The organism is Tenacibaculum sp. UWU-22 (assembly GCF_041021355.1).
Taxonomy (GTDB): Bacteria; Bacteroidota; Bacteroidia; order Flavobacteriales; family Flavobacteriaceae; genus Polaribacter.
Map to the genome: position 1 here is coordinate 15,475 of NZ_JBFNGP010000003.1, position 12,220 is coordinate 27,694.

General features: G+C 28.8%; 11 protein-coding genes and 1 pseudogene. All 12 read left to right on the forward strand.

The window, feature by feature from the left end; all coding sequences use genetic code 11:
• Positions 1–104: 104 nt before the first annotated feature.
• Positions 105–2,540, forward strand: a complete 2,436-nt coding sequence (locus AB2B44_RS06580; RefSeq protein ID WP_369048780.1) for an SLBB domain-containing protein — start codon at positions 105–107, stop codon at positions 2,538–2,540.
• 6 nt (positions 2,541–2,546) lie between these two features.
• Entirely contained in the window at positions 2,547–3,632 is a 1,086-nt protein-coding gene (locus tag AB2B44_RS06585) for a Wzz/FepE/Etk N-terminal domain-containing protein (protein WP_369048781.1), read from the forward strand.
• Between the two features lie 16 nt (positions 3,633–3,648).
• A pseudogene (locus AB2B44_RS06590) lies at positions 3,649–3,788 on the forward strand (UDP-N-acetylglucosamine 2-epimerase (non-hydrolyzing)); the annotation flags it as partial.
• Between the two features lie 419 nt (positions 3,789–4,207).
• Positions 4,208–4,468 carry a UDP binding domain-containing protein gene (locus AB2B44_RS06595; protein WP_369048782.1) on the forward strand — a complete coding sequence of 87 codons (261 nt, stop codon included), beginning with the start codon at positions 4,208–4,210 and terminating at the stop codon, positions 4,466–4,468.
• A 263-nt stretch (positions 4,469–4,731) separates the two neighbouring features.
• Positions 4,732–5,937 (forward strand): oligosaccharide flippase family protein, encoded by a 1,206-nt coding sequence (locus AB2B44_RS06600; RefSeq protein ID WP_369048783.1) that lies wholly within the window; start codon positions 4,732–4,734, stop codon positions 5,935–5,937.
• On the forward strand, positions 5,915–7,204 hold the full coding sequence (locus tag AB2B44_RS06605; RefSeq protein WP_369048784.1) for an O-antigen polymerase: 1,290 nt from the start codon (positions 5,915–5,917) through the stop codon (positions 7,202–7,204). Before AB2B44_RS06600 ends, AB2B44_RS06605 begins: the two co-directional genes overlap by 23 nt.
• Positions 7,201–8,358 (forward strand): glycosyltransferase, encoded by a 1,158-nt coding sequence (locus AB2B44_RS06610; protein WP_369048785.1) that lies wholly within the window; start codon positions 7,201–7,203, stop codon positions 8,356–8,358. Before AB2B44_RS06605 ends, AB2B44_RS06610 begins: the two co-directional genes overlap by 4 nt.
• A complete protein-coding gene (locus AB2B44_RS06615; RefSeq protein WP_369048786.1) occupies positions 8,358–9,437 on the forward strand; it encodes a glycosyltransferase in 1,080 nt (359 codons plus the stop codon). Before AB2B44_RS06610 ends, AB2B44_RS06615 begins: the two co-directional genes overlap by 1 nt.
• A 140-nt stretch (positions 9,438–9,577) precedes the next feature.
• A complete protein-coding gene (locus AB2B44_RS06620) occupies positions 9,578–10,684 on the forward strand; it encodes a glycosyltransferase family 4 protein (protein ID WP_369048787.1) in 1,107 nt (368 codons plus the stop codon).
• Positions 10,662–11,630 (forward strand): glycosyltransferase family 4 protein, encoded by a 969-nt coding sequence (locus tag AB2B44_RS06625; protein WP_369048788.1) that lies wholly within the window; start codon positions 10,662–10,664, stop codon positions 11,628–11,630. The genes AB2B44_RS06620 and AB2B44_RS06625 overlap by 23 nt, the downstream gene beginning before the upstream one ends.
• A 1-nt stretch (position 11,631) precedes the next feature.
• Positions 11,632–11,781 carry a hypothetical protein gene (locus tag AB2B44_RS06630; protein ID WP_369048789.1) on the forward strand — a complete coding sequence of 50 codons (150 nt, stop codon included), beginning with the start codon at positions 11,632–11,634 and terminating at the stop codon, positions 11,779–11,781.
• 201 nt (positions 11,782–11,982) lie between these two features.
• A complete protein-coding gene (locus AB2B44_RS06635; protein WP_369048790.1) occupies positions 11,983–12,219 on the forward strand; it encodes a hypothetical protein in 237 nt (78 codons plus the stop codon).
• Position 12,220: the final 1 nt, after the last annotated feature.

The window sequence follows — 12,220 nt, forward strand, 5'->3', positions numbered from 1 at the left end:
ATAGTATATTTGCAGTCAAAAAATTAAAAGGCACTTATACTTATTAGTTTTTTATACTATTAGAATTTGTTTTTTATAAGGATAAAAGAGAATTAAAACTGAAAATGAACTATATAAAATTAACATTATTTACCCTGCTTTTTTCGCTTTTTTCACAGCAAATAACTTCGCAGAATATAAACGATATTAATCGTATTGACAATATGACCGATCAACAAGTCGCGTTGTATTGGAAAAAGGCACAAGAAAAAGGACTTACAATAGATCAATTAGAAATTGCAGCAAAGGCGAAAGGCATTTCAGACGCTCAAATTTTAAAGTTAAAACAACGAATAGCGAATTTAAATACAGCGACTTTTCAAGGTGAAGATACAACGGATAATCAAGCTAATCAAGAAGGGTTTTTTCAAGAAAAACAAGATTCTTTTGGTTTAGATGGAACAGAAAAAAAGAACGTCAAGAAAAGTGATTTATTTGGATTTGATTTTTTCTCTAACCCTAATATATCGTTTACGCCTAATTTAAATTTGGCCACTCCTGAAAGCTATCAATTAGGTCCTGGAGACGAAGTATTGATAGATGTTTGGGGAGCAGCAGAAAATAATTATACGAAAAAGATTGGACTTGATGGGGCTATACGAATTCCGAATGTAGGGCCTGTTTATGTTAGTGGATTATCTATTGCTGACGCAAAAGCTAAAATTAAAACCTATTTAAAAAAAATATATGGCGGTATAGGCGCTTCTAGTTCAAGCTACAATAAAGTAAATGTAGATATTTCGTTGGCAAATGTTAGAACGGTACAAGTTAATATTATTGGAGAGGTTAAAGTACCAGGAACCTATTCATTAAGTGCCTTGTCTTCTGTTTTAAATGCCTTATACGCTGCAGGAGGCCCTACTTCAAACGGAACGTTTAGAGAAATCAAAATATTTAGAGACGGTAATTTACTAAGTACATTTGATATATATAATTATTTAACCGAAGGTGATGAGAAAGGCAATGTGTCATTAAGAGATCAAGATGTAGTTATTGTAGAGCCTTATCAAAATAGAGTTACTGTAGAAGGAGAAGCAAAAAGACCAGGGTTGTATGAGGTAAAAGAAGGGGAAACATTACAAGATTTAATGGCTTATTTTGGCGGTTTTACATCTGATGCGTATAAAGAAATGGTTACCTTAGAAAGGGTAAATAAAGGGCAGAAAGAAATTAGCGAAGTACCATTAGCGCAACAAAGTAGTTTTAAATTAAAAGATGGTGATAAATTAACCATAGGTAAGATTATTAATCGCTTTCAAAATAGGGTGTCGATTGCAGGAGCGGTATATAGACCGGGTAATTTTGAATTAGTTAAAGGAATAACGGTTGGCAATCTTATAGAAAAAGCAGGCGGGGTTAAAGAAGATGCTTTTTTAGATAGAGGAATTATATATAGAACTCTAGACGAAGTAAATCAAGAAATAGTGCCTTTTTCTGTTAAGGATGTGTTACAAAACACTGAAAATATTCTATTAAAGAGAGAAGATAGTGTTCGGGTATTTAGCGTTAATGAATTAAAAGAAGAGTATACGGTGTCTATCAATGGTGCTGTAAATAAGCCACAAACCATTCCTTTTATAGAAAACATGCAAGTAGAAGATTTAATTGCAATTTCTGGAGGGTTTAAAGAAGGGGCAGATGTAAGTTCAATTAGTATTTCGAGAAGAGCTAATGATGGAACGTTTAAAACGGTTAGTAAAAATATACAATTAGCTACATCAAATAATTTAGAAGTTAAAAATAATGACGTAGTGTATTTGAAACCTTTTGATCGAGTTTCTGTTCGTTATATAAAAGGTTTTACGACTCAAAAAAGTGTTTCTGTTGAGGGGGAAGCCAATTATCCAGGAACCTATGCTATAGAGAATAAAGAAGATAGAATTTCTGATTTGTTAAAAAAAGCGGGCGGATTATCGCCTTATGCTTATATAAAAGGGGCGACTTTATTTAGAAAAAATAACACCAATGAAAGCGAAGGGCAAAATGATGCACTTAAGGCTATTACAAAAAAAATAGATACACTAAGTACTGTTAAAGGAGCTACTTCTGATCTAATAGAAAAAAAAGAAGATTTTCAAATCGGAATTGATTTGGCTAAAATTATGGCTCATAAGGGTTCAAAGTACGATTTGGTTTTAGAAAAAGGTGATCGGTTAGTCATTCCATCTGTAAAACAAACCGTACAAGTACAAGGAGAAGTATTATCTCCATCGATTGTTCGGTACGACAAATCAAAATCATTAAAAGATTACGTTAACAATGCGGGTGGTTTTTCAGAAAAAGCTAGAAGAGGTAAAGCTTATGTCGTATATGCAAATGGCGATATAAAGTCTACAAAACGATTTTTATTTTTTAAATCATATCCAAAACTAGAGCCAGGAGCTTTAATTTTAGTACCGAATAAAACAGTTGCTAGAGACCCATTAACAGCGCAAGAAGTTATTGGTATTACGACAAGTTTAGCTACTTTGGGGGTGTTAATTAATACCTTGGTAAAATAATTAGTTATGCAAGAGGAAAAACAACAAGAATTTGAAGATTCAGGGGAAATAGATTTTGTTAAGTTATTAAAAACAGTTGTTGAGAGTAAAAAAACAATTCTAAAAATAATTTTAATTTTTGCATTCATAGGGCTTTTTTTAGCTGTTTTTTCAGTTAATAAATATACCGCATCTACCGTTTTTTTGCCTCAAGTAGGAGGTGAAAAAGTAGGGGGAAGTTTAGGTGGTTTAGCAGCTTTGGCAGGGGTTAATATTAGTGGAGGTAGCGAAGGGTCAGAAATTGTTCCCTCGTTATACCCTCAAATAATTAACAGTATTCCTTTTCAAAGAGAATTATTGAATACCAAGCTGACCATTAAAGGACAAGAAAAGCAAGTTAGTTATGCTGAGTATTATACAGAGGTGTACAATCCAGGCTTTTTATCAACGGTTAAAAAATATACGATAGGCCTGCCTTCGTTACTATTAGCATCTGCTAAGAAAGAAAAGGGAAATAGGGTTTCATCAGATAGTATTATCGTTATTTCGAATAAAGAGAAAGGATTAATTAATAGGTTAAAAGAACAACTAAGCCTTTCGATTAATAATAAAGACAATTATGTAACCATATCTGTTGAAATGGAAGAGCCTATTGTGGCAGCAGAAATGACCTATCAAACTGAAAAATTATTAGAAAAATATGTGATAGCTTATAAAGTTAAAAAATCAAAACAGAAATTAGATTTTATAAAAAAACGCTATGATGAAAAAGAAAAGGAGTTTAAAATAGCACAAGAACAATTAGCCAGTTATCAAGATAGAAATCAATTTTCGAGTACCGCACGATCAAAAACCAGATTGTTGTCGTTACAGGCACAATATGACTTAGCATTTAATGTATATAACGATTTAGCCAAACAGCTAGAAGCACAAGAAATTCAAGTAAAAGAAAATACACCTATTTTTACGATTTTAAAACCAACATCTGTTCCAGTAAATAAATCGAATATGAGTAAAATGACGATACTTTTAGTTACTGTTTTTATAGGGTTTTTAATTGGTTTAGGAGTTGTTTTTGCAAAAAAATATTATAACGAGTTAAAATTTACTTGATGAACAATCTATTTTAGTGAAAAAGAAGAATTTAATAATTTTTGGAACAAGACCTAAAGCCATAAAATGGCGCTTTTAGTCAAAGAGTTTTTAAAGGGCTCCAAAGATTTTGAAACTAAAGTGTGTGTTGCCGAACAGCATTGTGAAATGTTAGACTAAGTATTGAGTTTTTTTGAAATGATTTATGATTATGATAAGAATTTAATGAAACTATATCTATGATGAGAACGATTATCTTAGGAATTATAATAAATTTCTAAAGGTACTTAGAAAAAAAAGGGATAGAATATTATTAGGATAGAGAAAGTATTATTTTTGTGATAGATGTGTTATTCATCTTTGAGGATTAAAAAATAAAGCGTTTTTGTACAATGAAAAAAAGTTTTTGAGATTATTTTTTAGAGAATTTTAATGATAGAAAAACAATAGATTAGTGAGGATTGACTTAAAAATAAAAAGAATTGCGGTAATCGGACAGGGTTATGTTGGATTGCCTTTGGTAATAGAATTAGGAAATTTTTATTCGGTAATAGGTTTTGATATTAACTCTAGCAAGACGAAGATTAAATGATAGTATGGGAGAATATGTGGCTTCTGGAGTGATAAAGTTAATGATAAAAGAAGATGCTCTTATAAAAAATGCTAATGTTCTGATTTTAGGAATAACATTAAAAGAAAATTGTCCAGATGTTAGAAATACTAAATTAGTTGATGTAATTAACGTACTGATTGATTATGGGACGAAGATTACTATTTATGACCCTTGGGCTAAGAAAGGGGGCGTTAAGCATGAATATGGATTAAAATCTTCAAAAAAAAACCTAATGAGAAGTTAGACGCTATTGTATTAACCGTTGCATATAATGAATTTAAACAATTAGATTTTTCAATTTTAAAGAATCAAAAGTCTGTTGTTTATGATGTGAATAATGTATTATCTAGTGAAATTACTAATAGTGTTTTGTAATACTTATTAAGATTCCACTTCAAATTTTATGAGCTTTTTGTTCGTTTTATTCTTGGCGTTTCAAGGAAAAATTAGCGTAAGACATACAATAAGCAAGTTGTTTTTTGTACGTATTAAAATCCATGACTTGATATGAAATTAGAATTTTCTTGGGTATTTGTGTCAAATTTGATAAAAGCTTTTTATCAGTGGAGTTTTGTTATTTTGCTAACTAAGTTTTTTTCTGCCCAAGAGGTAGGGCTTTATACGCTTACACTCGCAATACTATCGCCAATATTTATGCTAACAAATATGCAAACAAGGAGCGTTTTAGTAGTTGACATGGATGATAATGAGGGAGTTTTTCTCAATTACCTTCATATGAGGTTGATTACTGTCTTTTTGAGTATAATAGGTGTTTTTATCTTTTTTTTCAATAAAGAATTTGTAGGTTTATTAATGGGAGTAGCTCTTTTGAAGGGAGTTGAGGCAATTATGGATATATTTTATGGTTTTTTTCAGAGAAATAATCAGATGAAAACAATGTCTAAAAGTATTATAATTAAGAGTGTTTTATCTTTAGTAGCCTTATTGATTTGTTTGAGTTTATTTAAATCTTTGTTATTAGCATTAGGGGTTATAATTGCATTAAACATAGCTGTTTTTTTTGTGTATGATTATAAGTATATTAGAGAGAAGGTAAAACTTCATATAAGACATCTTAAAATTGATAAAATCAAAAATATCTTTTTAAATTCAATTTTTTTAGGAATAAGTGTTTTTATAATGTCTTTAATAACTAATTATCCTAGATTAAAGATTAACGAGATTTTAGGAACTAAAATGCTAGGAGTATTTGGAGTTTACGCTTTTTTTATGACAGGATTGTCTCAGGTAATTTCCCCAGTAGAGATTATACTTAGACCGAAATTTAGAGATGCCTTTAGAGAAAGAAGTTTAAAACTCTATAAAACCTATATTTTAAAAGCGTTTCTGTTTATTTTGATTATTGGATTGTTTACTTGTTTTCTTTTTTATTTTTTTGGAGATTTTTTAATATCGGTTCTTTACAGTAAAGAGTATAGTAAATATCTTAGTGTTATATTTTATTTAGTTGTAGCACAGGTTTTTATGTCTTTTTCGGGCTTGTGTAATATCATGTTACAAAGTATGCAGAAATTTAAATTTCAAGCTTTGGTTTCGAGTTTTATGCTATTATTAGTATTTCTTTCTTCTGATTTTTTAATATTAAAATATAATTTGATAGGAGCGGGATATTTAATTTTATTATACTCTGTTATTAATTTTTTATTGTATTTATCTATATTCTTAGTAAATGTTAGTTCTATCAAAAAATAATAATTACGTTTTAATTTTTCTTTCATTTGTTTTTGTAATGTTTGGATTTCTTTTTCAAGTGAATGAGAAGGTGTTATTTTTTTCCGTATTAATTTATGCAGTTTTTTTTACTATCTCCTTTAAATTTGAGTTTTTATATCCTCCTGTACTATTAATTCCAACAGTTTTTATATATAACTCATCTGTTATTATTCTTGATTTTTTAAATATAAGAGAGGCTTCCCATATAAGAGAAATTTTATTTTCTATTTTTTTGGCCATAACAGTAATTGGTTTTTATTCTGCTTTTTTTCTTAAAAATAGAGGAAGGGTTAATGTTGTAGAACTAAAATCGATGAAAATTACTACAGGGGTTTTGGGAGGTTTGTTGAATGTATTAATAATTATCCTAAGTTTGTATGTACTCAGATTTATAGTCTCAGGAGTAGCTTCGAAAGCTGAGTTGGCTATAAGTGGTAGTTTTTCAGGCTTTGGTATTATATCGAAGTTTTTTGTTTTTATTTTTTCTTTATATATCCTCAATTATTATTATGATTATCGTTCATTTCCTCGAATGAAGTTAATTATGTCATTAACAATTACTGTATTAATATCCTTAATAATTGGTGAGCGAGATGTTTTATTAACGATAGTTTTAATTTTAATGTTGATATTTTACTTTATTAAGAAACCTTCGAAAATAAGAGTAATTGTATATTTAGGAGTAGCGATTTTTTTAATTCCCATAACATCTCAATTAAAGGCTATTTTTACTAGGAATACAAAACCTAATTCAGAAAATGTTTTTATAAGAATCTTTTCTGGTGAATTTTTATCATCAGGAAGAAATTATGAGACTATTTTGAAGTATAGTAATGCATGGGATTATTTTTATGGAGAATCTTTATTGAATGATATCAAAAGATCGATTGTGCCTCCTTTTATTTACGAATTTAAAAATAGCGTACACTGGTTCAATAGTAATTTTTTTACTAACGGATTTAATTTAGGTTATGGCATAGGTTTTTCATATTTAGCTGAAGGTTATATTAATTTTGGGTATTTCGGTATTATTTTGTGGTACTTTTTTTTAATGATAGTTGTCACATATTTATATAATTCATCTTACAAATCCATATTGGGCTTGGCAATTTATCTACTAATGCTTCCCAATTTGATATATTTGCAGAGAGGGGACTTTTCATATTTGGTATCTCCTCTTTTCAAACAAGTTTTATTTTTTTATATACTATTAACATTAATAAACTCCCTTTACAGAAAAAAATGAATAGAAAAAAAAGAATCCTAGTAGTAAGTGAGCCTTATATAATAAAAGGAAAAGGAACAACTAATAATGCGTTAAATACGATTTTGGAGTATTATACAAATTATTTTGGAGAAGTTCATTGTTTAGCTCCTTCATCTGAGAATTATAATAAATTTGAATCTAACGGAGTTTTTTATCATTCAATTACGGGGTATGAAAAGAGGATTATTAAAAGATTATATTTTATTTTAGATAAAAAAACGAGATTTTATCAATTAGATAGTATTGTGAATACAATTAAACCAGACATTATTCAAATAAGAATTCCTTCTGTATTTTCACAGGTTATATTAAATTCTTTAAAAAGGTTTAAAATACCAATAACATCATATATCGCTGGTGAGTGGGATGAAGCTTTAAAGTTAAACTATAGTCACGTGCCATTAATAGGAATATTATCTAAGCTTTTATTTAAATCCCAAAATTTAATTGTTAGGAGCACAGTTCCTGTGTGTACGGGAGATAAATTAGCAGAGCGTTTCAAGTCGGTTAATCCTTTGATTCATGCATATTATTCCACAACCCATACGAGTATTCATCGTACAGATGAAAAATTAAAACAGGAGAGTAAGTTTAACTTATTAACAATTGGTAGGTTGGAAAAATTAAAAAGAGTAGATGATGTAATAAAAGCAATGAGTATTTTGATAAAGAAAGACTACAGATACAATCTGTCTATTTTAGGAGATGGTAACCAAAAAGAAAACTTGATGAATTTGGTTGAGAACTTAGGTTTATCTAAGCATGTTAAATTTCATGGTCACATATCAGGAAGAGATAATTTAGATATTTTATTCAAAGACCATGATATTTTGGTACACCCCTCGTTAACCGAAGGTACAAGTAAAGTATTACCTGAGGCGATGTCTTATGGTTTGATACCTATTGCTGTAGATAATGTTGGCAGTAATAACAATATTATAGAAAGAGGAAGCGGGTTTTTGGTAGAACCAAAATCTCCAAATAAAATAGCGAAAACTGTTTTAGATATTAATTCTATGGAAATTAACTTGCTGAGGGAGGAGTTGGAGAAAGGGTATAATTATGCTAAAAAGCATACAATTAATAAGGAGTTAGATAAAATGTGGTTATTTGTTTTTAATAGTTGTTTTTGATGAAAGTTCTACATGTTATTCCTACTCTTGAAATTGGTGGAGCAGAGACACTTCTTGTAAAAAGTATTCCATATTATTTAAAGAATAATATTAAGGTTGATATATTAGTCTTTAAGAGAACAGATAGTTTTTTATTGAAAGAATTGGAGACTAAGTATAATATTTTTGTACTGGGAATTTCTTCGGTTTATAGTCCTTTATGTGTTTTTAAAATGTTGAAATATATTAACAAATATGATATTGTTCATACTCACTTGAGTACCCCACTTTATTGGTCTTCGATAGCGAAAACAATTTTATTTTCTAGAACAAATTTAGTACATACTGAGCATAATACAGAAAATAAACGTAGAGGTAATTTTTTCTTAAAAATTATTGAATGTTTTATTTATTCAAAGTTTAAAAAAGTTATTTCAATTTCGAATCAAACAAATAAAAATTTGAAAAGGCATTTAAACCTTTTAAGAAAAAAATCTTTTTATGAAGTGGTATTAAATGGAGTTGATTTAATTGAAATAAAAAATAGTAGAACCAGTAATTTAAGAAATTTATTAAAACTTAAAAATAAGAAACTAATTATTCAAGTATCAAATTTTACTAAGCAAAAGGATCAAAAGACGGTTATAAAAGCTTTTAGTATATTGCCAAGTGACTATTACTTGGCTTTAGTTGGGGAAGGTCCAACTAAAACCGAATGTATTTCACTTGTGGAAAAACTTGATTTGCGCGATAGAGTTCGGTTTTTAGGAAAAAGATCTGATGTATATAAGTTATTTAAAGCTTGTGATTTATCAGTGCAAAGTTCTCATTACGAGGGTTTTGGTTTGGTGGCGGTAGAGGCTATGGCTTGTGGAAAGCCAGTTGTTGCAAGTAATGTAAAAGGACTATCAGATGTAGTCAATGGAGCTGGGATACTTTTTAAGAAAGGTGACTATAAAGAGTTAGCGTTCCATGTGCGGGAGCTTATAGAAAACCGTGAACATTACAGAAGTGTTTCCGAGGCATGTTTAGAAAGATCAAAAATGTTTTCAATCGAAAAAATGGTTAATGAATATGTAAAAATATATAAAGAAATATGATAAATACTAACTTATATATCGTATATACCGTAACTAGGTGGTTTTAGGATTTAGAAACTATGATAAGTTCCATTGCTAGTTCTAAAACTGATTCGTTATTTTTGTTAATTCTTTAATTTGGTTAATATTTTATCTATACTATGAAAATAGTCTTTTCTTCAAACGTCTCTTGGAGTGTTTATAATTTTAGAAGAGGATTGCTAAGTTCTCTTCAAGAAGATGGTCATGATATTTATACGGTAGCAAGTGAAGATGGTTATTCTGATAAGCTAAAAGATTTAGGATTCAATTATTATAAGGTCAACATTAATAATAATTCAAAAAATCCACTACAAGATTTGAAAACGCTATATCAATATTATAAAATATATAAACAAATCAAACCAGATGTAATTTGCCATAACGCAATTAAACCGAATATATATGGAACCTTAGCGGCAAAAATTTTAGGTATTCGTGTAATCAATAATATCTCAGGTTTAGGGACATTATTTATCAGACAAAGTTTTTCGACGAAAATTGCAAAGATTTTATATAAAATATCTCAAAATAAAGCATCTAGAGTTTTCTTTCAAAATAATGATGATTTAAATTTGTTCCTAAAAAATGGATTAGTAAAAGAGGAAATAACTAAAGTTATTCCGGGGTCAGGAGTTAACACTAATAAGTTTATACCTAATAAGAAAAAAGAAAGAAAAGGAATATTTATCTTTTTATTTGTTGGAAGATTAATTTATGATAAAGGAATTAGAGAGTTAATAGAAGCGTGTAAAATTTTAAAAAGAAGATATTCTAACTTTAAAGTTATGTTATTGGGGCCTATATACAAAAGTAATGAGACGGCAATTAATTATTATGAATTAAAGTTATGGATAGAACAAGGACTTGTTGAATATATAGGGGAATCTGATAACGTTATTAGTGAAATGCAAAAAGCGGATTGTTTAGTTTTACCTTCATATAGGGAAGGTTTGTCTAAAGTTTTAATAGAAGCATCTAGTGTTGGGCTACCTATTATTACGACAAATACACCTGGTTGTAAAGATGTTGTGATAGATCATAAAACTGGATATTTAGTAGAAGTTAAAAATGAAAAAGATTTGTTTTTAAAAATGGAAAAAATGCTTCTTTTATCTGAAAAACAAAGAGATAATATGGGAGCTGAGGCTAGAAAAAGGGCAATTGCAGTTTTTGATGAAAAAATAATTATACAACATTACAAAGATGAAATATATAGCTTATTTTAGTGTTTTAATGATTTTGGGAATTCTATCATTTATATATTTAAAAATTGCTGATAAGTTTAATATTATTGATAAACCCAACCATCGAAGTTCACATACGACGCCAACAATAAGAGGGGGAGGTATATTGTTTTTTTTGGCAATACTTATTTTTTTTATTATATCAGAGTTTAAGTATCCTTATTTTGTGCTGGGAGTTTCACTTATAGCTGTTATTAGTTTTATAGATGATATTATTACACTTAGTCCGGCTATCCGACTACCTTTTCAATTTCTAGCAGTTGGGCTGTGCTTCTTTGAGTCAGGTATTATACCAAATTCAGGTTTCTTAATCTTACCCGTTCTTTTAATAGGTGGAGTTGGACTGGTCAACGAATATAATTTTATGGATGGAATTAATGGAATTACAGGATTTTATAGTATTGTAAGTGTTTTAGGATTACTGATGATCAATTATCAAGAGAACCTTGTTGATTCAAGTCTGCTAAGTTACGTTTTAATATCAATTATAGTGTTTGGATTTTACAATTTCAGAAAAAAAGCAAGAATGTTTGCTGGTGATATAGGTAGTATTACCATTGCTGTTTTAATATGTTTTATTGGTTCTTTATTTATTTATAAGTTGAAATCACCAGTATTGTTATTACTAGTATCCGTTTATAGTGGCGATGCTATTTTAACGGTCTTTTATAGAAAATTAAATGGAGAAAAATTAACAGAGCCACACAGAAAACATATTTATCAAAAGTTAGTACATACATTAAAAATACCGCATTTAAAGGTGTCAATGTTTTATGCTTTTCTTCAATTAAGTATCAATATAATTGTTTTTTATTCTTATCGACTTAATTTTTCTACTCAACTTCTGATTTTAAGCCTTATATCATTAATTCTTATAATAACATATATTTATATCTTTAAATTAATTGCAAAGAAAGAAGTTAATTAAAATGAAAAAAATTGCAATAATAGGTACGGGAGGATTAGGGAGAGAAGTTTTAGAAATAATTCAAAGTATTAATAGGGGAAGAAAGGTCTGGGATATATTAGGTTTTTTTGATGATAATTTCTCTGATGACTTAGTTAATGATACCCTATAATTGGTACAGTAGATTCTATAAATCAAATTAAAGAAGATTTTGCAATTGTTGTAGGTATTGGAAATCCTAATGTAAAAGAAAAAATAATAGCCAGAATTAATAATCCCAAAATTACTTCCCCTTCAATTTTACATACAGCAGTAGAAATTTACGATGAAAAAACGGTAAATTTAGGAAAAGGAGTTGTAATAGGGGCTAATAGTGTTTTTAACAGTAGATATTCAACTAGATGATTTCGTTTATTTAAATACAGCGACAATTATTTCACATAATACAAAGATTGGTGAATACAGTATAATTATGCCAACTACGAGTATTTCTACTGGTGCTATAATTGGAAAGAGAGTATGTATAGGAAATGGAACAAAAATAGATATGCCTATGAGCATTAAAGATGATACAGTTATAAAAGCAGGAACAGTTCTTTCTAAGAATTGAT

Excerpts from the sequence above, each read along its gene's own strand:
- AB2B44_RS06595 (WP_369048782.1), top strand. The coding sequence starts at position 4,208 with ATGGGAGAATATGTGGCTTCTGGAGTGATAAAGTTAATGATAAAAGAA.
- AB2B44_RS06610 (WP_369048785.1), top strand. The coding sequence starts at position 7,201 with ATGAATAGAAAAAAAAGAATCCTAGTAGTAAGTGAGCCTTATATAATA.
- AB2B44_RS06600 (WP_369048783.1), top strand. The coding sequence starts at position 4,732 with ATGAAATTAGAATTTTCTTGGGTATTTGTGTCAAATTTGATAAAAGCT.
- AB2B44_RS06620 (WP_369048787.1), top strand. The coding sequence starts at position 9,578 with ATGAAAATAGTCTTTTCTTCAAACGTCTCTTGGAGTGTTTATAATTTT.
- AB2B44_RS06605 (WP_369048784.1), top strand. The coding sequence starts at position 5,915 with ATGTTAGTTCTATCAAAAAATAATAATTACGTTTTAATTTTTCTTTCA.
- AB2B44_RS06585 (WP_369048781.1), top strand. The coding sequence starts at position 2,547 with ATGCAAGAGGAAAAACAACAAGAATTTGAAGATTCAGGGGAAATAGAT.
- AB2B44_RS06630 (WP_369048789.1), top strand. The coding sequence starts at position 11,632 with ATGAAAAAAATTGCAATAATAGGTACGGGAGGATTAGGGAGAGAAGTT.
- AB2B44_RS06580 (WP_369048780.1), top strand. The coding sequence starts at position 105 with ATGAACTATATAAAATTAACATTATTTACCCTGCTTTTTTCGCTTTTT.
- AB2B44_RS06615 (WP_369048786.1), top strand. The coding sequence starts at position 8,358 with ATGAAAGTTCTACATGTTATTCCTACTCTTGAAATTGGTGGAGCAGAG.
- AB2B44_RS06625 (WP_369048788.1), top strand. The coding sequence starts at position 10,662 with ATGAAATATATAGCTTATTTTAGTGTTTTAATGATTTTGGGAATTCTA.